Annotated in this window: 21 protein-coding genes; 10 read left to right on the top strand and 11 right to left on the bottom strand. The window is 62.1% G+C overall.

Going from position 1 to position 23,776, the window contains the following annotated elements; translation table 11 throughout:
* The first annotated feature begins 252 nt into the window (after positions 1 to 252).
* Positions 253 to 2,199 carry a M23 family metallopeptidase gene (locus tag AC2YI2_RS26905; protein ID WP_487389608.1) on the top strand — a complete coding sequence of 649 codons (1,947 nt, stop codon included), beginning with the start codon at positions 253 to 255 and terminating at the stop codon, positions 2,197 to 2,199.
* A gap of 55 nt (positions 2,200 to 2,254) precedes the next feature.
* Here AC2YI2_RS26905 and clpB read toward each other — a convergent pair whose 3' ends face one another.
* The gene (gene clpB / locus AC2YI2_RS26910; protein WP_487389609.1) at positions 2,255 to 4,864 is read right to left on the bottom strand and encodes an ATP-dependent chaperone ClpB; all 2,610 of its coding nucleotides are present in this window, start codon (positions 4,862 to 4,864) and stop codon (positions 2,255 to 2,257) included.
* Between the two features lie 1,037 nt (positions 4,865 to 5,901).
* On the opposite strand from clpB, the gene AC2YI2_RS26915 reads away from it, so the two are divergent.
* Genes AC2YI2_RS26915 through AC2YI2_RS26925 form a run of 3 tightly spaced genes read left to right on the top strand, consistent with a single transcriptional unit; the run spans position 5,902 to position 7,142 of the window.
* The gene (locus AC2YI2_RS26915; RefSeq protein WP_487389610.1) at positions 5,902 to 6,039 is read left to right on the top strand and encodes a hypothetical protein; all 138 of its coding nucleotides are present in this window, start codon (positions 5,902 to 5,904) and stop codon (positions 6,037 to 6,039) included.
* 7 nt (positions 6,040 to 6,046) lie between these two features.
* Complete coding sequence (locus AC2YI2_RS26920; protein ID WP_487389611.1) at positions 6,047 to 6,544, top strand: hypothetical protein; 498 nt, start codon at positions 6,047 to 6,049, stop codon at positions 6,542 to 6,544.
* Between the two features lie 10 nt (positions 6,545 to 6,554).
* Positions 6,555 to 7,142 (top strand): DUF6620 family protein, encoded by a 588-nt coding sequence (locus tag AC2YI2_RS26925; protein ID WP_487389612.1) that lies wholly within the window; start codon positions 6,555 to 6,557, stop codon positions 7,140 to 7,142.
* Between the two features lie 3 nt (positions 7,143 to 7,145).
* Here AC2YI2_RS26925 and AC2YI2_RS26930 read toward each other — a convergent pair whose 3' ends face one another.
* From AC2YI2_RS26930 to AC2YI2_RS26940, 3 genes are all read right to left on the bottom strand, one after another.
* Complete coding sequence (locus AC2YI2_RS26930) at positions 7,146 to 8,162, bottom strand: hypothetical protein (RefSeq protein ID WP_487389613.1); 1,017 nt, start codon at positions 8,160 to 8,162, stop codon at positions 7,146 to 7,148.
* A gap of 94 nt (positions 8,163 to 8,256) precedes the next feature.
* Positions 8,257 to 9,360, bottom strand: a complete 1,104-nt coding sequence (locus AC2YI2_RS26935) for a CobW family GTP-binding protein (protein WP_487389614.1) — start codon at positions 9,358 to 9,360, stop codon at positions 8,257 to 8,259.
* Entirely contained in the window at positions 9,360 to 10,496 is a 1,137-nt protein-coding gene (locus tag AC2YI2_RS26940) for a D-alanyl-D-alanine carboxypeptidase family protein (RefSeq protein ID WP_487389615.1), read from the bottom strand. Before AC2YI2_RS26940 ends, AC2YI2_RS26935 begins: the two co-directional genes overlap by 1 nt.
* A gap of 141 nt (positions 10,497 to 10,637) precedes the next feature.
* Between AC2YI2_RS26940 and AC2YI2_RS26945 the strand changes: the two genes are divergently transcribed.
* From AC2YI2_RS26945 to AC2YI2_RS26955, 3 genes are all read left to right on the top strand, one after another.
* A complete protein-coding gene (locus AC2YI2_RS26945) occupies positions 10,638 to 11,810 on the top strand; it encodes a M20 aminoacylase family protein (RefSeq protein WP_487389616.1) in 1,173 nt (390 codons plus the stop codon).
* A gap of 42 nt (positions 11,811 to 11,852) precedes the next feature.
* On the top strand, positions 11,853 to 12,443 hold the full coding sequence (locus tag AC2YI2_RS26950; RefSeq protein ID WP_487389617.1) for a cation efflux transmembrane domain-containing protein: 591 nt from the start codon (positions 11,853 to 11,855) through the stop codon (positions 12,441 to 12,443).
* Between the two features lie 72 nt (positions 12,444 to 12,515).
* Entirely contained in the window at positions 12,516 to 13,742 is a 1,227-nt protein-coding gene (locus AC2YI2_RS26955; RefSeq protein ID WP_487389618.1) for an AGE family epimerase/isomerase, read from the top strand.
* Between the two features lie 129 nt (positions 13,743 to 13,871).
* Here the strand turns inward: AC2YI2_RS26955 and AC2YI2_RS26960 are convergent, their stop codons facing one another.
* Complete coding sequence (locus AC2YI2_RS26960) at positions 13,872 to 15,134, bottom strand: calcium-binding protein (RefSeq protein WP_487389619.1); 1,263 nt, start codon at positions 15,132 to 15,134, stop codon at positions 13,872 to 13,874.
* Between the two features lie 291 nt (positions 15,135 to 15,425).
* Between AC2YI2_RS26960 and AC2YI2_RS26965 the strand changes: the two genes are divergently transcribed.
* Both AC2YI2_RS26965 and AC2YI2_RS26970 read left to right on the top strand, forming a co-directional pair.
* Positions 15,426 to 15,548: a hypothetical protein gene (locus AC2YI2_RS26965; RefSeq protein WP_487389620.1), complete on the top strand. Its 123-nt coding sequence runs from the start codon at positions 15,426 to 15,428 to the stop codon at positions 15,546 to 15,548.
* A 223-nt stretch (positions 15,549 to 15,771) separates the two neighbouring features.
* A complete protein-coding gene (locus AC2YI2_RS26970) occupies positions 15,772 to 16,101 on the top strand; it encodes a low molecular weight protein tyrosine phosphatase family protein (RefSeq protein ID WP_487389778.1) in 330 nt (109 codons plus the stop codon).
* A 72-nt stretch (positions 16,102 to 16,173) separates the two neighbouring features.
* Here the strand turns inward: AC2YI2_RS26970 and adh are convergent, their stop codons facing one another.
* The 6 genes from adh to tesB all read right to left on the bottom strand — a co-directional run bounded on the left by adh (position 16,174) and on the right by tesB (position 22,423).
* Complete coding sequence (gene adh, locus AC2YI2_RS26975) at positions 16,174 to 17,682, bottom strand: aldehyde dehydrogenase (protein WP_487389621.1); 1,509 nt, start codon at positions 17,680 to 17,682, stop codon at positions 16,174 to 16,176.
* A gap of 217 nt (positions 17,683 to 17,899) precedes the next feature.
* Complete coding sequence (locus AC2YI2_RS26980; RefSeq protein ID WP_487389622.1) at positions 17,900 to 18,337, bottom strand: YqaA family protein; 438 nt, start codon at positions 18,335 to 18,337, stop codon at positions 17,900 to 17,902.
* Between the two features lie 6 nt (positions 18,338 to 18,343).
* On the bottom strand, positions 18,344 to 19,309 hold the full coding sequence (locus AC2YI2_RS26985; RefSeq protein WP_487389623.1) for an endonuclease/exonuclease/phosphatase family protein: 966 nt from the start codon (positions 19,307 to 19,309) through the stop codon (positions 18,344 to 18,346).
* Positions 19,310 to 19,495: 186 nt separating this feature from the next.
* Complete coding sequence (locus AC2YI2_RS26990; protein WP_487389624.1) at positions 19,496 to 20,935, bottom strand: ammonium transporter; 1,440 nt, start codon at positions 20,933 to 20,935, stop codon at positions 19,496 to 19,498.
* A gap of 32 nt (positions 20,936 to 20,967) precedes the next feature.
* Entirely contained in the window at positions 20,968 to 21,318 is a 351-nt protein-coding gene (locus tag AC2YI2_RS26995; protein ID WP_487389625.1) for a P-II family nitrogen regulator, read from the bottom strand.
* Positions 21,319 to 21,538: 220 nt separating this feature from the next.
* Positions 21,539 to 22,423 (bottom strand): acyl-CoA thioesterase II, encoded by an 885-nt coding sequence (tesB, locus tag AC2YI2_RS27000; RefSeq protein WP_487389626.1) that lies wholly within the window; start codon positions 22,421 to 22,423, stop codon positions 21,539 to 21,541.
* Positions 22,424 to 22,526: 103 nt separating this feature from the next.
* Between tesB and AC2YI2_RS27005 the strand changes: the two genes are divergently transcribed.
* Positions 22,527 to 23,738, top strand: coding sequence for a ubiquinone biosynthesis hydroxylase (locus AC2YI2_RS27005; RefSeq protein WP_487389627.1), 1,212 nt, complete (start codon positions 22,527 to 22,529; stop codon positions 23,736 to 23,738).
* Positions 23,739 to 23,776: the final 38 nt, after the last annotated feature.

Consider the following 23,776-nt stretch of genomic DNA (forward strand, 5'->3'; position numbering starts at 1 on the left):
AGAAAAAATCCGGTTTGTGAAGTTTTTTTGAAAACCCGAGAATTGCAGCATGTTGCGGCGCAAAACCTGGTCAAAATCGCCCCGCGGCGCACAAAATAATGCGTTTTGCCCGCGAAATTTCACATTTTCTCCCCGAAAGGCGCTCATCGCGTTTCTCGATGCCTTCACACGCGCGGGCTGATTTGACTTGGTGCGGGGATTATTGCACTGATTTTGGCGGCCGACAGGCCTCGTGGGAGAAATCCGTCTTATATGACTGATGAGAAGATCATACGCTCGATCGGCTCCGAAGCGCCGATCCTTGCAGAGGGACGGCGTACGCCCGACCGGCGCGAGGTATCGCTGCGCTGGCTCTCGGGCACCTTCCTCACCGGCCTGACCGCGTCCATCCTTATGGGTGTCGCGCTCTTTGCCGCCGTCGAGGGACGGCAGATCCTCACCACGCCTGCGGAAGCCTCTGTCATCACCCGCCAGGATGCCGATGATCGGGTCGGACCGACGTCTGTTATCAAGGGCAAGCGCTTGATCACATCGGCCATTGCCGCCAAGCCGGCCGACAAGGCGGTCATGGAAGTGCCGACCGTGGTCGTCGAGGGCGAGAGCCAGGTGATCCGCAAGCGACCCTTCGCCCATGTAAAGATGGCGCTCGCCGCGAATTATGCCACCGACCAGAGTTATCCGCGCTTCGACCCGCTCAATATCGTGGCCGAGGGCGAGCGGGATGTCGCCGTGGCCCCCTCTCCCGTCTTCTATGGTTCGGATGTCGAATCCGAGGTCGCGTTGAAGACCGACGCTTTCCCGACCGACCGGGCACCTTTCACGCTCGCACCGTCCATGTCACTCGACGAGGTCGAGGAGAATGTCCGGACCAACGGATCGGTTCTGACCGAGGGGACGGCGCAGGTCGCGACGCTCTATTATGTCGACCCGCAGCGCTTTTCCTCCGACAGCGATGCGCTCGATCTTCTCTCCCGGGTGACCGCCCGCGTGGTGGAGGAGAATTCAAGTGTCGCGATGCCGACGACAATCACGCCGACGACGCCCGAATATGCCGATGACATCCTGCCCGTGCGCAAGCCGGCCAAGGTGACGGCGGTGATGCTGGCCGCCGGCTATGCGCAGCCCGACTCGAAAGCGATCGAGGCCTATTTCGCCCAGGCGCTGGGCCGCAATGAACTGGCCGAGGGCGAAGTGCTGCGGCTCGGCATCATCCAGCAGGGCGAGAAGGCGCGGATCGTCAGGGCGAGCCTTTATGCGCATGGCGCCCATCTGCTGACTGCCGCGGTCAATGACAAGGGCCAGCTGATCGAGGGCACCGAACCGCCCCAGCTTGCCGCCATCGCCACGGCATTCGATGATGATGGCGTGCAGGTCGCCGATACCGGTGACCTGCCGCGGGTCTATGACGGTATCTACCGCGCCTCGCTGTCCTATGGGTTGAGCAAGGAGATGACGGGCCGGCTGGTCAGGCTGCTCGCACCGAGCGTCGACTTCCAGGCGCGGCTGAAGCCGACCGACGCGCTCGAGGTCTTCTATTCGCTGGAGGATGCCGACGGCGAAGCGACCGAGGAGTCGGAGCTGCTTTATGTCCGTGCCAAGTTCGGCGACAACGAGACCCGGCTCTACCGATTCCAGAACCCGGATGACAATTCGGTCGATTATTTCGACACCGAAGGCAAGAATCCGAAGCGCTTCCTGATCCGCAACCCGCTGCCCGGCGGCACCTTCCGTTCCGGCTTCGGCATGCGCAGGCATCCGATCCTGGGCTATATGCGGATGCATACCGGCGTCGACTGGTCGGCACCGCGCGGCACGCCGATCATCGCGGCGGGTGACGGTGTCGTGCTCAACGCCGGCTGGGACAAGGGCGGCTACGGCAACCAGACGCTGATCCAGCATCCGAACGGCTATGTCACCTCCTACAATCACCAGAGCGCCATCGCCAAGGGCGTCAAGGAAGGCGCCCGCGTCCGGCAGGGGCAGGTGATCGGCTGGGTCGGCACGACGGGTCAATCGACCGGGCCGCATCTGCATTACGAAGTGATCGTCAACGGCAACAAGGTCGACCCGCAGCGCATCCGCCTGCCGGCCGGCAAGACGCTCAAGGGCGACATGCTGTCCCGTTTCGAGGAGGAGCGTAAGCGCATCGACACACTTCTCGGCAATGCCGCGACCGTCAAGGTCGCCGAGACGCAGTAGAAAACCGGCGGCACTGCTGCCGCCGGCTTACATTTCTCACCTTTTACCCAATGGATCAGGCCGCTTCCTGCGTGGCGTCGCTGGTATTGGCCGAGAACACCAGGCGGTCGGAGCCTGACGACACCAGGATCTTCGATCCATCCGGGAAATCGCCCGACAGGATGCGCTCGGAGAGCGGGTCCTGGATATAGCGCTGGATCGCCCGCTTGAGCGGACGGGCGCCATAGATCGGGTCGTAACCCTTGTCGGCCAGCCAGCCGCGCGCATCGGCGCCGAGTTCCAGCACGATCTTGCGATCGGCAAGCAGCTTCATCAGCCGCTCGAGCTGGATATCGACGATCGCGCCCATCTCCTTGCGATGCAGGCGATGGAACAGGATGATCTCGTCGACGCGGTTGAGGAATTCCGGACGGAAGGCCGAACGGACCACGCCGAGTACCATTTCCCGCACCGACTCGACTTCATCATTCTCGCCGAGCTGGGTAAGGAATTCCGCGCCTAGATTGGAGGTCATGATGATGATCGTGTTCTTGAAGTCCACGGTGCGGCCCTGACCATCGGTCAGGCGGCCGTCATCGAGGACCTGCAGCAGCACGTTGAAGACATCGGGATGCGCCTTCTCGATCTCGTCGAACAGGATCACCTGGTAGGGCCGGCGACGGATGGCCTCAGTCAGGGCGCCACCTTCCTCGTAGCCGACATAGCCCGGAGGTGCACCGATCAGGCGCGAGACCGAGTGCTTCTCCATATATTCGGACATGTCCATCCGGGTGATCGCCGTCTCGTCGTCGAACAGGAAACGGGCGAGCGACTTGGTAAGCTCGGTCTTGCCGACGCCGGTGGGGCCGAGGAAGATGAACGAGCCGATCGGCCGGTTCGGATCCTGGAGCCCGGCACGGGCACGACGGACGGCACGCGACACGGCCTGCACGGCCTCGCCCTGGCCGACGACGGACTTGGCCAGTTCGTCTTCCATCCTGAGCAGCTTTTCGCGTTCGCCCTCCAGCATCTTGTCGACCGGAATACCGGTCCAGCGCGACACGATATGCGCGATGTGATCGGGGATCACGACTTCCTGCACCAGATCGGCAGTGGTCTTGTCGCCGTTGCTTTCGGCGGCTTCGAGCTGCTTTTCGAGACCGGGGATCACGCCATAAGCCAGTTCGCCGGCGCGCTGGAACTCACCCTTGCGCTGGGCGATCGCCAGTTCGTTGCGGGCATCGTCCAGTTGCTTCTTGATATCGGCGGCAAGGCCGAGCTTCTGCTTCTCCGACTGCCAGCGGGCGGTAAGCGCACCGGCTTCCTCCTCGATCTTGGCTAGGTCGAGCTCAAGCTTATCGAGCCGGTCGCGCGAAGCATTGTCGGTTTCCTTCTTCAGCGCCTCACGCTCGATCTTGAGCTGCATGATGCGGCGATCGAGTTCGTCGAGCTCCTCAGGCTTGGAATCGACCTGCATGCGCAACCGCGAAGCGGCTTCGTCCATCAGGTCGATCGCCTTGTCGGGCAGGAAGCGGTCGGTGATGTAGCGGTTGGAAAGGGTCGCTGCGGCAACAAGCGCCGAATCGGAAATCCGGACCTTGTGATGCTGCTCGTATTTCTCCTTGAGGCCACGCAGGATCGAGATCGTGTCGATCACATTGGGCTCGTCGACGAAGACAGGCTGGAACCGGCGCGCGAGTGCTGCGTCCTTTTCGACATGCTTGCGGTATTCGGCGAGCGTCGTGGCGCCGACGCAGTGCAATTCGCCACGGGCGAGCGCCGGCTTGAGGAGGTTCGACGCATCCATCGCGCCTTCGGCCTTGCCGGCGCCGACCAACGTGTGCATCTCATCGATGAACAGGATGATCTCACCGTTTTCCGACTGGACCTCGTTGAGCACGGCCTTGAGCCGCTCCTCGAACTCGCCGCGGAACTTGGCGCCGGCGATCAAGGAGCCCATGTCGAGCGCCATCAGTTTCTTCTCTTTCAGCGATTCCGGCACGTCGCCATTGACGATGCGCAGCGCCAGTCCCTCGGCAATCGCGGTCTTGCCGACGCCAGGCTCGCCGATCAGCACCGGATTGTTCTTGGTGCGGCGCGACAGGACCTGAATCGTGCGGCGGATTTCGTCGTCGCGGCCGATGACCGGGTCGAGCTTGCCTTCGCGGGCTTCGGCAGTGAGGTCGCGGGCATATTTCTTCAGCGAGTCGAATCCCTGCTCGGCATTGGCCGAGTCGGCGGTTCGACCCTTGCGGATCTCGTTGATGACCTGGTTGATGCCGACGGGCGTGACGCCGGCGCGCTTGAGCGACTCGGCGGTCGAGGCCGTGGTCTCGATGGCGAGTGCCACGAGCAGGCGCTCGACGGTGACGAAGGAGTCGCCGGACTTCTTGGCGGCTTCCTCTGCCGCATTGAAAATGCGGGCAAGCGGCTGGGCAAGCGAAAGCTGACTGTTGCCGCCGGTGGATTTCGGCAGCTTGCTGATCGCTTCATCATTCGCGGCCTTGGCAATGCGGGGATCGCCGCCGGCGCGCGAAATCAGCGACGCGGCCATGCCCTCCTCGTCATCGAGAAGCGCCTTCAGCACATGCTCGGCGGTGAATTGCGGGTTACCCTCGCCCAGCGCATAGGTCTGCGCATTCTGCAGGAATCCGCGGACTCGTTCGGAATATTTCTGCAAGTTCATAGTGTCTCTCCATTTCCCGCTCCGCCCATTCGAGGCACGGCAGCGTCGGTCAAGATCGGCCCCCCGAAGGCTGGCCGGCCGGGATCAAGTGATTTCCCGTCTGTCCGCAATATGGGAAGGTGGGTCGGGGAAAAAAAGAGGGGATTGGGAGAGAATTTGGGTGCGTTTCCATAGGATTGAAAAATGTCAAGATACGGCAGATCGCATGCCCCGTATCTGGGATAACCCCTCTTCCCTGCCGGGCTTGCTCCGGCGCGCATGAAGTGCTCCGTAACCTCAAAACACACCTCCGCGTTCACGCGAGCCGTTCCGCCCCGTGGCTTGACCATGCACGTCTCCCGATCCCCCCGCTTTCGCATGGGATATCGGCCGGGGCACGAAACCGTGCCACGTTAGGTATGACTGCCTCGCGGCAGCCGATAAGGCGCGTTTCCGTGCCCCGTTCGGTGGTTCTTCCCGCGCAACTCCGGTCCCTCTGCGTCACCGAATGCCTTGGGTACGCAGACGCTTGCTCAGCCTCCACGCCCACGATGTTCCTCCGTCCTCCATCGCTGGCAGTCCGGAAGTGCCGGTCCATCACCCCCGGCTGGCATTCGAATGCCTCCTATGCCTCACAGGCACGCCAGGCCCTTTTTCAGGCCCGAGGAGGACCATTTTCTGCGACAGGCCCTGGCATGGAGCTTTGCGTCGTCTCTCCACACCAGCAACACCGGCCCCGCCTCGACGCATCGCCATGCGTTGTAGCCGATGCGGGACGAAGTGATTCTCGCACGGGTTTGGACCCCGTGGAAAATCGGGCTTAACTTGTTGCATCCGTTATAGAAAAGGTGGAAATTTCTTGGAGGGGTTTTCACGCCCTCAAAGCGCGTCGAGAACTCCCGGGCCTTTGCGTCGTCTGGAAAATGCCGTTTGGAGCGATCTGGCCGGCCTTCCCTGTTCCCGCGGAAACAGCAAGCTTCTCTCGATGTCTTTATTGGCCGCTCAACTCCGCACGGCGGCACGAGCGGCCTTGCACCTTATCCAATCGGAGGCTGGAAATGGCGGCGATAGAGGTGATCGATCGGGACACGGTCGGTATGTACTATATCGAAAAGAGCGACGGCGTCCCGATCGGCGAACAGAGGACAGTGATCCAAGACGTCGCCGATCTCGACGCCACCGATGCGGGCTTCTGACATGGGCATGTCGGGAACCGAAGCGACGCTGGTGATGACCCTGCTCTTGGCGCTGAGCCTCGTGGCCGCTATGGGTATGATGTTCAAGAAGACTCTGAGCGAGACCGCCGCTCTGATGGCGGAACGGTCAGGTCGGTACGATTCCGCGGCCTATCGCGAGCGGCTCCAGCCTCGATGGCTGACGCCGATGCTGGTGAGTGCCTGGATTGGCATCTTCGCCATGGCCGTCGGGCTCGCCAGCGTTGTCGCAATCGTTGTGGCGATAAAGTTGTGCGGCCTCGCCGCCCTGGCCCCGCAAGGCATCGGCGTCATCCTGCGCCCTCACTTCGCCCATGATCTCTGCCTGGATCTGGCTCATGCCTCAATGCTCCGTCGCAAGGCCGAGGCGCAGGCGGCGGGCAGGGATGTGGAGGTGAGAAGCTACGAAGACGCGATCGGCGCCCTGGCGTTGGCACGGAAGCCAACCGACCTGGAACCCTGGCGACGCCGTAGTTTCGAACAATGAAGGATAGATCATGACCCTCCGCTCCATCCGCCTGGCGCTCGCCGCGGTCTTCTTGATCCTCGCCCCGGCAGCTTTTGCTGGCGATGACCTGCCCGCCCCTGTCAATGGCATCACCTTCGAGGAATGGGCGGCCGGCAATGCGCGGCTCGCCAACAACCAGCCGATGGCCGAGATGCTCAAGGTGCTCGGCGTCGACGAGAAGACCTGGAACGCGACCAATGATGCCTTCCTTGCGGAGCTCAAGAAGGGCGATCCGGCCGGTCCAATGTACCGCCGTTACGCCGAGGTCTTCGCCGATCCCGCCGTCGGTCGTTTCGAGCGGGCCGAAAATACTCCCGAGGTCCAGGGCAAGCTCGCGACCTTTGACGACTATGCCAAGGTGCAGGCACATCTCACAGTCGGTTCGCGCGCTGGCGACGATCCGGAAAAGATCCTGAAGGAGCATGGCCTGACGGTCTACGAATTCTCGCAGGAGACCAAGCCGTGGGTGCGAGCCATGGCCAACGCTGCCGGCAGTGACAAGATGACAGAGATGGATATCGTCATGCAGCATTATACAGAGGTCTACGAGGCGCGTTACGGACTCAAACCCGAATAGCGCTTACGCCAGCAACTCGCTCCAGTCGGCGACCTCGGAGAAATCGGCGAAGGCTTCGAGCACGCGCTCGCGGTTCCGGCCGGTAATCGCCCGGCCGCGACCCGCGACGCCTTTGTTGAAATGGATATGCTCCATCCTGCCGCCCTCGCCCAGCGCGGCGGTGACGCGACCCGCCTCGTCGTCGTTCCTGGCAAAGGCTTCGGCGATGCGGCCGGATAGCCCCCGCGCGCCACCTGATATCTCATCCTCATAGGAAATCCAGAAAGGCTTGATCAGGCCGTGGTGCTCGGCGAGCGTCCAGGATGTATAATAGCTGACATAGAAATTGAGATTGCGATCGAGCAGGCGCGAAATGCGCTGGTCGAAATCGAGCGACGCGTAATTGGCCGGTACGCCATAGCGGAAGAAGGTCTCGCGGTGCGGGTCTTCGAGGAGATGCTTGCGCGTGAAATCGTCGAGACTGACCAGCATGTCGAATATGTTGCGGCGGATGAGGATGACATCGAGCCGATAGAGCGCTGCCTGGCTGGCTAGAAAGGGCGAGCCCAGCATGTGGTGATGGGCGATGAATCCGTCGGGCCGGCAGCAGGCGGAGAGGAGTGCCAACTCATCGATCTCGTGCGCCCGGGTGGCAGCACCCAACATCGCATAGTCATAGGCGCGAGCGAGCAGCATGATCAGGCTGACGCGCGGAAGCTGGAACGCGGTGGCCAACGATTTGGAGATGAAAGTCGAGCCGCTCTTCATCGGCGCCGCGACCATCATGCGCCTTGTATTTCCCTGGGCGGCGGCGGCGCGCGCCTGCGAGACGACATAGAGCCACTGCGTCGAATTCAGTGCCTGCATGCCGGGCTGTGCATGGGGCACGAAGAACGGATTGACCTCGGTTCCGTGGATCATGCAGATGTTCTTGAGCCTGGGGTCGGCGAGCTTCTGCACGGCGTCGCCGACCTCGCGAAAGTCGGCAAGCGTGCCCGATCGAGTCAGATAATCGATGACGTCTTCAGAGGTGCTGATCATGGCAAGCCTGTCCCGTTCATCCGGGCAGGCTAGCGCCCGCGGCTTGCGTGAACCTTGGTCAGCCGATCAAAAACAGGCGATCAAAAACGGCCGATCAAAAGCGCAGGCCGGGAATGGCGAGGGGATTGTCCTCGAGCGCCTGGCGGTCCGCCTGGTCGACGCGCGGCGTGCCGGTGAAGGCATCGAACAGGTTCTGGACGAAGTCTGCCGGGAGATCCTTGGTGATCAGCACCATGCGGGTGCGGCGATCGGACGGGTCCGGCCAGCGCGGCAGACGCTCGGGCTGATGGAAAACGGATTGCACGCCATGCAGCACCAGGGGCCGGTCGGGATCGTCGGTGAGCTGGACGACAGCCTTCAGGCGCAGAAGCTTTTCCGCATGGGCCGAGCGCAGGAGATCGACAAACATGCCGATCGCCGCCGGATCGATCGGGCGGTCGTGGATGACTGAGAAGGAACGGATCGACTCGTCGTGGTGATGGTGGTGGTGATCGTGATCGCCGTGATCATGGTCGTGATGGTCATGGTCATCGTGCAGCCAGCGCGAGACATCGGCGATCTTGGTCGCGGGATCATAGAGGCCGAAGGAGAGCGTGGCGTAGCGAGCGACGTCCTCGGCGTCACCATCGGCGATCTCGGCGATCGGATTGAGCAGCTTGAGGCGGGCGATGAGCAGGGCGATCGCAGAGGGCTCCGCAAGCGTCTTCTTGGTCAGCACCAGGCGGTCGGCCATCGCAGCCTGCCGGCGGGCTTCCTCGTGATGATCGAGCGTCGAGAGACCGTTGACCGCATCGACCAGCGTGATGACGCCATCGACGGAATAGTCGCGGGAGATCTCGGTGGCGCCGATGATCGATTGGATGACGGGAGCCGGATCGGCAAGGCCCGTCGTCTCGATGACGACGCGGCGAAGCGCCTTGATGCGGCCGGTGGCCAGCCCTTCGCGGAGCGAGACCAGCGTATCGGTCAACTCGCCGCGCACGGTGCAGCAGAGGCAGCCATTGGACAGTTCCACCATCGCGTCGCCGGAGGACTCGACAAGCAGATGGTCGATGCCGACCTCGCCGAATTCATTGATGATGACGGCGGTGTCCCGCATGTCGGGGTCGCGCAGCAAGCGGTTCAACAGCGTGGATTTGCCCGCGCCGAGAAAGCCGGTGAGGATGCTCACCGGGATGCGCTCAGATGGTAGAACCATCAGTTAACCGGCCGCGGTTCAGGGATCGGAATGTCCGTGAACTTGCGGCCGAAGACCACGAGCGGCGAAGCGTCAGCCACTTCTTCCTCGACGGCTTCCGGGGAATCCTTGTCGACGGGAATGACCCTGACGACCGCGAATTCGAGCGGCCGGGTGATCTCATGCACATAGGGTGAGGTCTTGTTGTCGCCGACTTCGTCCGAGGCTTCCGAACGAACCTTCTTGCCCTTCTTCTTCGAGCAGATGACCTCGGTCTGGTCGGCCACCTGGTCGCGGGTCGCGCCATAGGGCTTGAGCTTGTAGATCGAGGGATCGCTGAAGCCGGCGCCGTCGGTCAGGCCCTTCTGCAGGAGATCGGCGGAGAGGACGGTGCGGCCGGCGAGGCTGTCGGAACCGAGCACCACCGAGATCACCGACCGTCCATTGCGAGTCGCGGTCGAGACCTGGTTGTAGCCCGATGCGCAGATATAGCCGGTCTTCATGCCGTCGGCGCCGTCGAAACGGGCGATCAGCTTGTTGTAATTGCCGAATTTCTTCTTGCCGACCATCACGCCCTCGAGCGAGAAATAGCCGGCATGCTGCGGGAATTCGCGCTTGATCGCGAGAACCAGCACGGCGAGGTCACGCGCGGTCGTATACTGGCCCGCGCCGGGCAGGCCGTGCGGATTGATGAAATTGGTCGAGTTCATGCCGAGCCGGCGGGCTTCGGCATTCATCATCGCCACGAAATTCTCCTTGGTGCCGCCGACATTTTCGGCGATCGCGAAGGCGACGTCGTTGGCGGACTTCACCAGCAGCACCTTGAGCGCGTCATCGAGCGTCAGCGCCTGGCCGGGCTTGAGGCCGATCTTCGACGGCGGCTCGGCGGCGGCACGCTTGCTCATCACCATGGGAGTCGTGAGCGTCATGCGGCCCGCCTTGACCTGACGGAAGGCGACATAGGCGGTCATCAGCTTGGTGAGCGACGCCGGATACCATTTCTGGAAGGCATCCTCATGCTCGATCACCTTGCCGGTCCGGATATCGACGAGCATATGCGGACCAGCCACCGCCTGGGCGACGATGCCCATGGAAAGTGCGGCTCCGAGAGTTGCAACGGCGGCCTTCATGGCGGCGCGGCGGAATACAGTTTTCATCCTGTCCCTTACCCAAAGATGTAGTCGGGAAACTTTTGACCGGGCCATATTTACCCTATATGGCAGAGAAATGGCAGATGCCCTAGAAAGTTTTTGCCGGGGAATCCGGCATTTCGCGATGTGAATGACAGGTGACAGAATATGCCGATCCTAAACCGTGTGAGCGAAATGCATGCGGAAATCACCGCTTGGCGCCGCGAACTCCACCAAATGCCGGAACTGAATTTCGATGTCGTGAAGACCGCAGGATTCGTCGAGTCCAAACTGCGTGAATTCGGTGTCGACGATGTTGTAAAAGGCCTGGGCCGCACCGGCGTGGTCGGCGTCATCAAGGGCGCGAAGGGCGACGGGCCGACGATCGGGCTGCGCGCCGACATGGATGCGCTGCCGATTACTGAAAAGACTGGCAAGGCCTGGGCGTCGAAGACGGCGGGCAAGATGCATGCCTGCGGCCATGACGGACACACCGCCATGCTGCTGGGTGCGGCGAAATATCTCGCCGAGACGCGCAATTTTGCCGGCTCGATCGCGGTGATCTTCCAGCCGGCCGAAGAAGGCGGCGGCGGCGGCCGCGAAATGGTCAATGACGGGATGATGGAAAAATTTGCCATCTCCGAAGTCTATGGCATGCATAACCTGCCGGGCCTCGATCTCGGCAAGTTCGCCACCCGCTCGGGCCCGATCATGGCCTCGACCGACGAGTTTCGGGTGACGGTCAGGGGTCGTGGCGGCCACGCCGCGATGCCGCATACGACGATCGACCCAGTCGTCATTGCCGCGCAGATCATTACGGCGGTCCAGACCATCGCATCGCGCAATGTCGACCCGCTGCAGTCCTCCGTCGTCTCGGTGACGATCCTCAAGGCCGGCGATGCATCGAATGTCATCCCCGACGAGGTGAGCTTCGCCGGCACGATCCGCACGCTCAATGCCGAAATGCGCGAGCTCTCCAAGAAGCGGCTCAAGGAAATTTCCGAAGGCGTTGCCGCGGCCCTCGGCGCCCAGGCAACGGTCTCGATCCACACCGGCTATCCGGTGACCAAGAACCACGGCGAGCAGACGGGCGTGGCACTCAACGCGGCAGGCGACGTGGCGGGCCTTCCGAATATCGACCCGGACGTCAACCCGATGATGGGCGGCGAGGATTTCTCCTATATGCTCAATGCCCGGCCGGGCAATTTCATCTTCATCGGCAATGGCAATACCGCCTCGCTGCACAATGCGGATTACGATTTCAACGACGACGTCATTCCGCACGGCGTGTCCTACTGGGTGCGGCTGGCCGAGCAGCGGCTTTCCACACTTGCTGTTTGAAGAGGGTTTGCCAGGCAAGATCTGTCGAGCGAGCGTCACGCCATGAAAGACCCGGGTCCCGGCCTGCGACGTGCCGTCATGATTGTCGCACTTGCCAATCTGGCCTATTTCGGGGTCGAGTTCGCTGTGGCGCTGGCCATCGGTTCCGCCTCGCTGATGGCTGACAGTGCCGACTTTCTGGAAGACGCTTCCATCAACATGCTCATCTTCTTTGCCATGGCATGGTCGGCGAGGAACCGCGCCCGGGTCGGCGCGGCCATGGCGCTGATACTGCTCGCGCCGGCCGTCGCATTTCTGTGGACCGCATGGCACAAGTTCTTCAACCCCCTTCCGCCTGCCCCATTTGCCCTGTCGCTTGCCGGGTTGGGCGCACTCGCGGTCAACCTGGGTTGCGCACGTCTGCTGGCTGCCTATCGCCATGCCGGCGGCTCCCTGACCAAGGCAGCTTTCCTGTCGGCCCGGAACGATGCCTTCGCCAATGTCGCGATCATCCTTGCAGGCCTGGTCACGGCATATCTCTGGCAGACCGCCTGGCCGGACCTGATCGTCGGCTTTGCAATCGCGGTCATGAATCTGGACGCGGCACGGGAAGTGTGGCAAGCGGCGACGGAAGAGCACGAAGCGGCCGCATAGACCAGGAACACCGCCTCAGAGTCGATCGAAATGCCGCTGGCCGCGGCGACAGATTTTCACCGGGAGAATATGATGACCGCTCAAAGCTGGGTCACCCTCGCCACGCATCGCGACTGGCTGATGGCCGAGGCTATCAGCCTGTTCGACTATTTCCAGCACCGCTCGATCAACCCCAAGGGCGGCTTCTTCGAATTCGACGACAGCGGCAATCCGCTCGGCGGCGACGATCCGGTGCGCGGCATCCATACCGCGGCCCGCATGGTCCATTGCATGGTGATCGGCCATCTGCTCGGCCGCCCCGGCTGCTCGCAGTTGATCGACCATGGCATGGACTGGCTCTGGAACCATCATCGCGACCGCAAGCATGGCGGCTATTTCTGGACGATGGGCAATGACGGGCCGAAGGATGCAACCAAGCAGGGCTATGGCCACGCCTTCGTGCTGCTCGCCGCCTCTTCCGCGACGCTGGTCGGCCATCCGATCGCCGAGGAAATGCTGGCCGACGTGACCGAAATCCTGGAGAACAAGTTCTGGGAAGAGGAACACGGCGCCATCGCCGAGGAATTCGAGCCCGACTGGTCGCCGATCCCGGGCTATCGCGGGCAGAACTCGAACATGCACCTGACCGAGGCGCTGATGGCGGCCTACGAGGCGACCGGCGAGGATTTCTATCTCGAAAAGGCCGAGCGCATCGCCGACCTGATCATCAACCGCCGTGCCCGCGAGACCGGCTTCCGCGTCGGCGAGCATTTCGACGAGAACTGGAACCTGCTCAAGGACTACCGCGGCAACGAGATGTTCCGCCCTTCCGGCACCACGCCTGGCCACGCATTGGAATGGGCGCGGCTGATCCTGCAGCTTTATGCCCTGGGCGGACGCGAAAAGACCTGGATGCCAGGCGCGGCAGAAGAACTCTTCGCCCAATCCATGGCGCTCGGCTGGGACCATGACAAGGGCGGCTTCTTCTATACGCTCGATTGGAATGACGCGCCGGCCAAGCGCTCCAAGCTGTGGTGGCCGATGGCGGAAGCGGCGGGTGCCAGCAGCTTCCTGATCAGCCACGTGCCGTCGGACATGCACGAGAGCAGCTACCGGCTGATCTGGGACACGATCGCCGCGAACTTCCTCGATCGTCGCAATGGTGGCTGGCATGAGGAACTGACCGAAGATCTCAAGCCGGCCCACACGATCTTCGCTGGCAAGGGCGACATCTATCACGCCCTGCAGGCCTGCCTGATCCCGCTCTATCCGGCCGAAGGCTCGATCACCAAGGGGATCATCGACAGCCAGGAGACGTGACGGCGAAGACATCATGACCGCACCGACCACCTCGCTTCGTGCCGACATCGAGTGGCTGGGCATCGCGGTGGGCAACACGCAGTCTGTGTGACGTGGCCCGCCCGGGGACGGGCCACGGTCTGAACAGATTCAGAAAACGAAGTCGGTCGGGTCGAGCTGGTTCACCGTGACATCCGTGAGCCGGAGCGTGTCGCTGCCATTCTGGATCAGGACATCGCCGTCATCGACGGAGAGATGGTTGGCCAGGAAATCGGCGAAACTGTCGACGCCGGTCCAGGCGGAGATGTCGACCTTGTCCATTCCGTTCTGGAAATCCTCGATCACGTCGGAGCCGAAGCCGGTCGAAAACACGAAAGTGTCACCGCCGTCGCCGCCTTCCAGGATGTCGTTGCCGAGGCCGCCGGAAAGCTTGTCGGCGCCGTTCATGCCGAGCAGCGTGTTGTGGCCGGAATTGCCGATCAGCGTGTTCGCATCGCTGTTGCCGGTGCCGTGGATGCTCCTGGTGCCGAGCAGCTCAAGATATTCGAAGTTCGCCTTCAGCACATAGGAAACCGTGCTCTGAACGGTGTCGACACCGCCCAAGAACAGTTCGCGGATATCCGTGTCCTGGCTGGAAACCTTGTAGACGTCAGATCCCTGGCCACCATAGGCGATGCCGTCGAGCGCGCCCTTCATCAGGTCTAGCATGTCCTGCCCTTCGCCCATGTCGATGGTGCCGATGATCTTGCCCGTGTTGATCACGGTGGAGTCGCCGGCGCCGTCCTTCACGGCGTAGTTTGTGCCTTTGAGCAGGCCATGATTGGTCAAGAGGCCGTCGGTACCATTGCTGAACTCGGCAGCGATATTGGTCGAAATGACCTTTCCGCTCTGGAAGTTGGTGAGTTCGACGGATGTGCCGTCATTGCCGGCGCCGGCCATGCCCGACGCACTGGCTTTGATGACGCCGCTGTTTCTGGCCTCGGAGTCCTCGCCGGCATAGGAGAAGGTGAGGATGCCGCCGTAACCTTCGATCCGACCGTTGTTGATCATCAGCGAACTGGCGCTGCCATGGAGGCCGTAAAAGGCCCCGGTTTCGATGAAACCGTTGTTGATGCCGGTGACGTCCCTGACGCCGCTGCCGAGCCCGCCGCTGGCTTCGCTAGCGTCGATGTGAGCGTGTCTGCCGAAGACGACCTTGGTGCCCTCTCCGTCGGCGTACACCCCGGAAGCGGTGGTGCCGGTGACGGTGATGTCGCCGAGGACGCGGATCGTCGATCCCGCATGGCCACCGCCAATGATGCCGGACTTGTCCGCGACGTTGATCTTGGCGTCCTCGGCAACGATCCAGGTGTCGTTGTCGGTTTTGATCTTCCAGGACTTGTTGAGATCCTTATCGAGAATATGTTTTGTCATGTGAGCCTCTGCTGAAATGATTGTTACTCGTTCCTGCAGCCACGACGACCGTTCGGTTGAAATTATTCAACTGAGGAATTCCGATTGTTCCCTGGGAGACAGGGTCGCGAAAGATGGCGCGCGTCTGGCAGGAGGGAAGATCTCAGAGGAAAAACATAGAATCGTTGGGCCTGGATGCCGTAGGCATTTGGACGATCCGGCAACGAAAATCGCCGATGACACAGCGCGAACGTGTTCGGCGGCGAAATACTCCGGAACGATCATGCCAAAATGGCCGGGAGGTCCAAACGAATGATGGCAGCTGCGCCCTTCGACACGACGACGCAGCCGCATCATTCCGGGCATCTCGCAGACATCGCCGGCAACCGCATGAAGTGCCGCTGCTGCGCGACGGCCAAGTGTGGTGGTGGATGATTATTTCGCCGAGATCGTCCGGGCGTTTCCGTCCTCGGGCGAAGGGGCAGAAAGCAAGGTCGGCGATTGGCCCGTCGTGCTGGTCGATGCCGCGTCGATGTGCGCCTTCGGCAAGGCCTGGCTGGAAGAGCGCTTCCCGCAGTCTGCGCGAAACGGCCAGATGCGCTCGAATAGCGGCGGCAGGCCCTGCGTTCCCAGCTTGAACGTCATCTCAAAGCGCGCCATGCCAAAGCCCCGAAACCTTCTCTTCATCTGCAGCCAGAACAAGCTCCGCAGCCCGACGGCCGAGCATGTCTTTTCACAATATCCCGGTATCGAGACCATGTCGGCGGGAACAAACAACGATGCCGAGACACCAATCGACGGTGAAATGGTCGACTGGGCGGACGTCATTTTCGTGATGGAGAGGGCTCATCTCAACAAGCTGCGCAGTCGGTTCAGGATGCATCTCGGCAGCAAGCGCGTCGTCTGCCTCGATATTCCCGACGACTACGACTACATGGACCCGGCCCTGGTGCGGCTCCTGAAGGCCAAGGTCGGTCGCTACATTTGATGCGGACAAGTAAAAACCGGCCCCCGGAAGGAGGCCGGCTTGGCGCGGTGCGCCCGCGTCTTCTCGCTATGCTCAGAAGAAACCGAGCGCCTTGGGAGAGTAGCTGACCAGCATGTTCTTGGTCTGCTGGTAGTGATCGAGCATCATCTTGTGGGTCTCGCGGCCGATGCCGGACTGCTTGTAGCCGCCGAAGGCGGCATGTGCCGGATAGGCATGGTAGTTGTTGATCCAGACGCGGCCGGCCTCGATATTGCGGCCGAACTGGTAGCAGCGGTTCGCATCACGGCTCCAGACGCCGGCGCCGAGGCCGTAGGGCGAGTCGTTGGCGATGGCGAGCGCCTCTTCGTCGTCCTTGAAGGTGGTGACGGACACGACCGGACCGAAGATCTCCTCCTGGAAGATGCGCATCTTGTTGTGACCCTGGAAGACGGTCGGCTCGACGTAGAAGCCGTGTTCCAGATCGCCTTCGAGCAGGTTGCGCCCGCCGCCGGTCAGGACCTTGGCGCCTTCCTGCGTGCCGATCTCGATATAGGAGAGGATCTTGTGCAGCTGTTCGGAGGAGGCCTGGGCGCCGATCATGGTCTCGATGTCGAGCGGGTTGCCCTGCTTGATCTTCTCGACCCGGGCGACGGCCTTTTCCATGAAGCGGTCGAAGACCTTCTCATGCACCAGTGCGCGGGACGGGCAGGTGCAGACCTCGCCCTGGTTGAGCGCGAACATGGCAAAGCCTTCGAGCGCCTTGTCGAGATAGTCGTCGTCCTCGGCCATCACGTCGGAGAAGAAGATGTTGGGCGACTTGCCGCCGAGTTCGAGTGTCACCGGGATCAGGTTCTGCGAGGCATATTGCATGATCAGCCGCCCGGTCGAGGTCTCGCCGGTAAAGGCGATCTTGGCGATGCGGGGCGACGAGGCGAGCGGCTTGCCGGCTTCGAGGCCGAAGCCGTTGACGATGTTGAGTACGCCCGGCGGCAGGATGTCGGCGATCAGTTCGGCCAGAACGAGGATCGAGGCCGGGGTCTGTTCGGCCGGCTTGAGCACGATGCAATTGCCGGCGGCGAGCGCGGGCGCGACTTTCCAGGCGGCCATCAGGATCGGGAAATTCCAGGGAATGATCTGGCCGACCACGCCGAGCGGTTCGTGGAAGTGATAGGCGACCGTGTTATGGTCGATCTCGCCGATCGAACCTTCCTGGGAACGGATGCAGGCCGCGAAATAGCGGAAATGGTCGATGGCCAGCGGAATGTCGGCCGCCATGGTCTCGCGGAGCGGCTTGCCGTTGTCCCAGGTCTCGGCCTGGGCGAGAAGCTGGAGATTGGCGTCCATGCGGTCGGCAATGCGGTTGAGCAGCAGCGCGCGCTCGGCCACCGAAGTGCGGCCCCACTTGTCCTTGGCGGCATGGGCGGCATCGAGGGCAAGCTCGACATCCTTCTCGCTCGAGCGCGGGATCTCGCAGAGCTTGCCGCCGGTGACGGGCGTGATGTTGTCGAAATAGCGGCCCTCGACCGGCTCGCGCCATTCGCCGCCGATGAAGTTGCCGTAACGCAGCTTGAACGGATGCTCGAGAATTCTCTGATGCAGCATGACTTCCTCCCTTGAAGAGACTGGTTCGGGATGAACCGTGGCCGCAACAAGCATGAAGTCGTTATATACGTCCATATATTGCGGCGAGAGGACTGCAGTGAGTGTAGCAAGGTTGAAACAGCAACGGCTAAAAGAAGGTTTCGGCGCCACGCACATCGCTAAGAATTTGTTTTATATCAATTTTCTTCTGCGGCACGACCTTTGCTTCACTGCAGCGTCAGGCCCATGTCAATGCGGCGGCAGCGACCAGGAGATAGCGCGCAAGCTTTGCCGTGACGGTCAAGAGCAGGAATGACCAAAGCGGTTCGCGCATCACGCCTGCCGCAATCGTCAATGGATCACCGACAATAGGCACCCAGCTCATCAGCAGCGACCAGCGTCCGTAGCGATGATACCAGTGTCGCGCCCGATCCAGCGCCACCGCGGATACTGGAAACCAGCGCCGGCCTTCGAAACGGCTTGCGCCAAGGCCAAGCAGCCAATTGATCGTGGCCCCCGTGACGTTTCCCGCCGTTGCGATGGCGACCAGTGTCCAGACGGCAAAATCCCCCGTGAGGATCAGTCCGACGAAGGCGGCCTCAGAGGGAATCGGCACGATCGAACCCGCAGCAAGGCAGGTCACGAAGAGGCCGAGGAGAGCGAGGAAGTCGGTCACCAAGCGTTACCGGCTCGCGAGCGCATTGGCGGCCGGCAGGGCGAGGTCGACAATGACGGGCAGATGGTTCGATCCGATGTCGGTGCCGCGTTTCCAGCCTGTCACGCGCAGCTGCGGCGAGACGGCAACGTGATCGATGGTCGAACCGAAATAGCCGATAGGCGCAAGCCGCGTTGCAAAGCGCGTGACCGGCGGCCAGAAGCCGGACCGGGCAAAACGATAGTGTGTCGCGGCGAAGAATTCACGGAAGAAGGCGGAATGTGCCGGCAGGTTCCAGTCTCCCGCCACCACGACCGGCATGTCCGGTGCTTCGCTGCGGATCGCGGCAGCGAGTCGTTCGAAATAGGCGTTGCGCTCATGCCATTGCTCCACGCTGCGCGGCGTATCGGGATGGACGGCGTAGACGACGACGGGTCCGGCCGGGGTTTCGATCACCAGCCGCATCGCGTGGCGCTCGACCTTTCGGCCCGGCAAGTCCGCGAGCTGCCGGTATTCGCGTATCGGATAGCGGCTGAACACCTTCTTGTCGTCGGCATCCGAAAGCGCGCCCTCGGTTTCGAACGGAAAAAGGCCAGAGCCCCTGATCGCCTCGACAAAAGACCGGCGCGTCTCTTGCGTGACGACGATGTCGGGCTGCGTGCGGGTGAGAAGCGCAACGAAAGGACGCGGATCGGGATTGCCGACATAGAGATTGGCGATGAGGATGCGGATCTTCTCGCCGGCCGTTTTATCGGGCGAAGGGGGCAGCATGATGAACGGGAGCGCGCAAGTGCCGACGGCGGCAAGCGCAGCGAGCCGGGCGACGCTGCTCCCGAACGGCAGGGTCAAGAGCAGAAGCATGCCGGCGACGAGGCTGAAGACCGGCCAGAAGAAGGTCAGCAGATCGAGTGCCCAGACCTGCTCGCCGGCCACGACGACGGCGAGCGCGAGAACCAGACCACCGATGGCGCAGACCGTGAGCAGCATTCGCATTCATCGTCCCTTATGGCCGGTCTGGTCTGAGAGGCTTGACCGCCTGGAGCACAGCCGTCTTATCGAAGCTTGAAACGCGCGGCAACAAAAGGGCCCGGCAATCGCTTGCCGGGCCAAAAGCGGAATATGTAAACATATGCCGCGACGGGAGGATGAGCGGCGCGGTTGTTCCGCGCCGCAAGCTCGTTACGAGTGGTAGGCAGCTTCGCCGTGGGAGGCGAGGTCCAGACCTTCGCGCTCGGCTTCGACAGCAACACGCAGGCCGACGACCAGATCGACGATCTTGAAGAGGATCGCCGAGATGATGCCGGACCACAGCAGCGTCACGAGCACGCCCTTGAACTGCGACCAGACCTGGATTGCCGTACCCGGGTAGACCGCTGCACCGCCTGCGGCATAATCGACGATGCCCGCACCGCCAAGAGCCGGATTGACGAACACACCGGTGAGCAGCGCGCCGATGATGCCGCCGACGCAATGGATGCCGAAGACGTCAGCCGTATCGTCGTAGCCGAACTTGTTCTTCACCGTCGAGACGAAGAAGTAGCAGACCGGGGAGACCACGAGGCCCATGACAACCGCGCCGATCGGGCCGGCAAAGCCGGCGGCCGGGGTGATGACGACGAGGCCCGCCACGGCGCCGGAAACGGCACCGAGGATCGAAGCCTTGCCGCGGGCAAGGGTTTCGACCACCGTCCACGAGAGCAGAGCCGCAGCCGTCGCGACGAAGGTATTGATCATTGCGAGTGCCGCATAACCATTGGCTTCGAGGTTGGAGCCGGCATTGAAGCCGAACCAGCCGACCCAGAGCAGGCCGGCGCCGACCAGCGTCAGCGTCATGGAATGCGGCGCCATCATGTCCTTGCCGAAACCGGTGCGCTTGCCGACCATATAGGCGCCGACGAGACCGGCGATACCGGCATTGATGTGAACCACGGTGCCGCCAGCGAAGTCGATGGCGCCGAAAGCCCAGATGAGGCCCGCAGCTGCGATGGTTGCGTCAGCCGTATTCGTGGAGGCGAATTCCGGACCGGCCCACCACCAGACCATATGGGCGATCGGGAAGTAGACGAAGGTCAGCCACAGGATGGTGAACAGGATGACCGCCGAGAATTTCACCCGCTCGGCGAAAGCGCCGACGATGAGGCCGGGCGTGATCGCGGCAAAGGTCATCTGGAAGACGACGAATGTATATTCCGGAATGACGACGCCGCGCGAGAAAGTCTCGACGACCTTCGAGGGATCAATCCCGATCAGGAACATCTTGGAGAAGCCGCCGATGAAGGTGTTCATGCCACCGCCATCCGTAAAGGCCATCGAATAGCCGTAGACAATCCAGACGATCATCGCGACGGCGGCGATCGCTGTGACCTGCATCAGGACGGACAGCATGTTCTTGGCGCGGACGAGGCCGCCGTAGAAGAGGGCGAGGCCAGGAACCGTCATCAGGAGAACGAGGACGGACGAGACGAGCATCCAGGTCGTGTCGCCCTTGTCGGGCGTTGGAACGGCAGCGGGCGCGGCGGGTGCCGTGGCATCCTGCGCGAAGGCAATGACCGGCGCCAGCGTCACGCCGAGCGTCAGCCAGGCCGTGCTGATCGGGTTGAAGATCTTAGAAAGTGACATTCGGTAAAACTCCCCTGGGAAATGTGCGGCGGTCAGAGCGCTTCGGAATCAGTCTCGCCGGTGCGGATCCGGACAGCGTGATCGATCGAGTAGACGAAGATCTTGCCGTCACCGATCTGGCCGGTCTTGGCAGCGGCCGCGATGGCCTCGACAGCCTTGTCGACGAGATCGGCGGGAACCGCGACCTCGATCTTCAGCTTGGGCAGGAAGCTGACGGCATATTCCGTACCGCGATAGATTTCCGTGTGCCCCTTCTGCCGGCCGTAACCCTTCACCTCGGTTACGGTGAGGCCCTGGATGCCGACGCCGGTAAGCGCTTCGCGCACTTCATCCAGCTTGAACGGCTTGATGATAGCCATCACAATTTTCATCTGGTTTCCCATCCTTTGACGAATATGCGGGCGGAGACCCGCCCCCTTGCAAGATCGCGGGAAACAGTGCCCTCCCGTGACTGCCTAGGAGGAATACAAGTCGCGTGCCAGTTCGCGAACGGTCACTAGATAACTGTTTTTTAACGGTTTTTTTCCGAGGCCCTAAAAAACGGGCAGTCACTCGCGGCAAGAACGACCAAAAAATGTGCAAAATATAAAAATTGGTCAGAAATTAATCAGATGCACGTTTCCGAATCAGACCTTCCTGCGCGACCGAGGCGATCAGCCGGCCGGTACGGGTGTAGATCGCGCCACGGCTGAGCCCGCGCCCTCCCCCAGAGAAGGGACTGTCCTGTGTGTAGAGCAGCCAGTCGGAGAAATCCGGATCGGAATGGAACCACATCGCATGATCGAGGCTCGCGGCCTGCAGCGTCCGGTCGAAGACGGAAAGGCCATGCGGAAAAAGCGATGTATCGAGCAGCGTCATGTCGGATACATAGGCGAGCACGGCGGCAGCCGTGCGGCGATCTTTCGGCACCACGCCATTGGCCTTGACCCAGACATGCTGACTCGGCTCGAGCCGGTCGGAGGAGATGTAATGCGTCATCGAGACCGGGCGGATCTCGACTGGCCGCTCGCGCATCCAGAAACGGCGGATATGTTCCGGCGCGTCGCGGAGGAATTTTTCGTAGATCGTATCCGAATCCGGCAGGTCTTCAGGCGGGGTGATATCGGGCATTGCGATCTGATGGGCCAGCCCCTCTTCGTCCGACTGGAAAGAGGCCGAGAGCGCGAAGATCGGCTTGCCGTGCTGGATGGCGATGGCGCGTCGCGTCGTGAAGCTGCCGCCGTCGCGAATACGATCGACCTCATAGACCACGGGAATGGCCGGATCGCCAGGCCGCAGGAAATAGGCATGCAGCGAATGCACGAAGCGATCGGCCGGTGCCGTACGCTGGGTGGCGGCCAGCGCCTGTGAGATCACCAGCCCACCGAACAGCCGCTGCCAGCCGACATCAGGACTCTCGCCGCGGAACAGATTTTCCTCGATCTGTTCGAGATCGAGGATGTCGATCAGGTGTTCCATGCTGGTGAGGCTGTTGGCAGGGCGCGGCATTTTGGCTTCTCGACGCTGTTTCGTCACATTGCTCCGTCCTCTATACTCCGGACAACAGCGGCGGCAAGCCAACACTTGGCACCCGCATTTCAAGGAGTTGACCATGCTGGATATCTTGGTTGGCGGCGGCGGCTATGTCGGGCTCTCGGTTGCCGTCTCGATCAAAAAGGCGGCGCCGCATCTAAACGTCATGGTCGTCGATGCCGCGCCGGAAAATGTCTGGCAGAAGGATGCACGCGCCTCGGCGATCGCAGCAGCGGCCTCACGGATGCTCGATGCCCTCGGTCTCTGGGAGAAGATGCTGCCGGAGGCCCAGCCGATCACCCGCATGGAAATCACCGATTCCCGCACCTCCGATCCGGTCCGGCCGGTCTTCCTGACCTTCGATGGCGAAGCCGGTCCGGGTGAGCCCTTTGCCCATATGGTCCCCAATCCTGCATTGATAGGGCCGCTTCTCGCGGCCGCGAAGGACTTGGAAGTCGAGCTGCGTTTCGGCACCACCGTCGACAGCTTCACCACGGACCAGCGCTCGGCCACAGCCAATCTCTCGACCGGTGAAACGATCGAGGCGCGGCTACTGGTGGCCTGTGACGGCGCGAAATCAAAGCTGCGTGACATCGCTGGCATCAAGACCGTGCATTGGGACTACGGCCAGTCCGGCATCGTCACCACGGTCGAGCACGAGCGTCCGCATAATGGCGTCGCTGAAGAACACTTCCTGCCGGCCGGCCCGTTCGCCATTCTGCCCCTGCCCGGCAACCGCTCGTCACTGGTCTGGACGGAGCGTACTGCAGATGCCGATCGGCTGGTGATGGCCGACGACCTCGTCTTCGAGGAAGAGCTGGAGCGTCGTTTCGGCCACAAGCTGGGCCACATCAGGCCGGTAGGCCCGCGCCGCGCCTTCCCGCTCGGCCTGACGCTCGCCCGCGCCTTCGTCGCCAACCGCTTCGCGCTGGCGGGCGACGCGGCACATGGCATCCACCCGATCTCCGGCCAGGGCCTCAATCTCGGCTTCAAGGATGTCGCGGCTCTCGCCGAGACCATCGTCGATGCCGACCGGCTGGGGCTCGATATCGGCGCAATGACTGTGCTGGAGCGCTACGAGCGCTGGCGGCGCTTCGACACGTTCCGCATGGGCGTGACCACCGACGTGCTCAACCGGCTGTTCTCGAACGATGTGACGCCGGTTCGCGTGATCCGCGATTTCGGACTCGGGCTGGTCGACCGGATGCCGGGGCTCAAAAGCTTCTTCATCAAGCAGGCGTCGATCGCCAGCGGCGCGGATCCGAAGCTGCTGGGTGGGATGATTCCGTGAGGGATAAAGAAAGACCCCTCCTAAATCCTCCCCACAAG

It is taken from the genome of Rhizobium sp. SRI_017 (genome assembly GCF_057586295.1).

Excerpts from the sequence above, each read along its gene's own strand:
- tesB (WP_487389626.1), bottom strand. The coding sequence starts at position 22,423 with ATGCCGCGCCCTGCCAACAGCCTCACCAGCATGGAACACCTGATCGAC.
- AC2YI2_RS26920 (WP_487389611.1), top strand. The coding sequence starts at position 6,047 with ATGTCGGGAACCGAAGCGACGCTGGTGATGACCCTGCTCTTGGCGCTG.
- AC2YI2_RS27005 (WP_487389627.1), top strand. The coding sequence starts at position 22,527 with ATGCTGGATATCTTGGTTGGCGGCGGCGGCTATGTCGGGCTCTCGGTT.
- clpB (WP_487389609.1), bottom strand. The coding sequence starts at position 4,864 with ATGAACTTGCAGAAATATTCCGAACGAGTCCGCGGATTCCTGCAGAAT.
- AC2YI2_RS26985 (WP_487389623.1), bottom strand. The coding sequence starts at position 19,309 with ATGCGAATGCTGCTCACGGTCTGCGCCATCGGTGGTCTGGTTCTCGCG.
- AC2YI2_RS26935 (WP_487389614.1), bottom strand. The coding sequence starts at position 9,360 with ATGGTTCTACCATCTGAGCGCATCCCGGTGAGCATCCTCACCGGCTTT.
- AC2YI2_RS26940 (WP_487389615.1), bottom strand. The coding sequence starts at position 10,496 with ATGAAAACTGTATTCCGCCGCGCCGCCATGAAGGCCGCCGTTGCAACT.
- AC2YI2_RS26945 (WP_487389616.1), top strand. The coding sequence starts at position 10,638 with ATGCCGATCCTAAACCGTGTGAGCGAAATGCATGCGGAAATCACCGCT.
- AC2YI2_RS26970 (WP_487389778.1), top strand. The coding sequence starts at position 15,772 with ATGCCAAAGCCCCGAAACCTTCTCTTCATCTGCAGCCAGAACAAGCTC.
- AC2YI2_RS26955 (WP_487389618.1), top strand. The coding sequence starts at position 12,516 with ATGACCGCTCAAAGCTGGGTCACCCTCGCCACGCATCGCGACTGGCTG.
- AC2YI2_RS26930 (WP_487389613.1), bottom strand. The coding sequence starts at position 8,162 with ATGATCAGCACCTCTGAAGACGTCATCGATTATCTGACTCGATCGGGC.
- AC2YI2_RS26915 (WP_487389610.1), top strand. The coding sequence starts at position 5,902 with ATGGCGGCGATAGAGGTGATCGATCGGGACACGGTCGGTATGTACTAT.
- AC2YI2_RS26990 (WP_487389624.1), bottom strand. The coding sequence starts at position 20,935 with ATGTCACTTTCTAAGATCTTCAACCCGATCAGCACGGCCTGGCTGACG.
- AC2YI2_RS26950 (WP_487389617.1), top strand. The coding sequence starts at position 11,853 with ATGAAAGACCCGGGTCCCGGCCTGCGACGTGCCGTCATGATTGTCGCA.
- AC2YI2_RS26960 (WP_487389619.1), bottom strand. The coding sequence starts at position 15,134 with ATGACAAAACATATTCTCGATAAGGATCTCAACAAGTCCTGGAAGATC.
- AC2YI2_RS26965 (WP_487389620.1), top strand. The coding sequence starts at position 15,426 with ATGATGGCAGCTGCGCCCTTCGACACGACGACGCAGCCGCATCATTCC.
- AC2YI2_RS26905 (WP_487389608.1), top strand. The coding sequence starts at position 253 with ATGACTGATGAGAAGATCATACGCTCGATCGGCTCCGAAGCGCCGATC.
- AC2YI2_RS26925 (WP_487389612.1), top strand. The coding sequence starts at position 6,555 with ATGACCCTCCGCTCCATCCGCCTGGCGCTCGCCGCGGTCTTCTTGATC.
- AC2YI2_RS26995 (WP_487389625.1), bottom strand. The coding sequence starts at position 21,318 with ATGGGAAACCAGATGAAAATTGTGATGGCTATCATCAAGCCGTTCAAG.
- adh (WP_487389621.1), bottom strand. The coding sequence starts at position 17,682 with ATGCTGCATCAGAGAATTCTCGAGCATCCGTTCAAGCTGCGTTACGGC.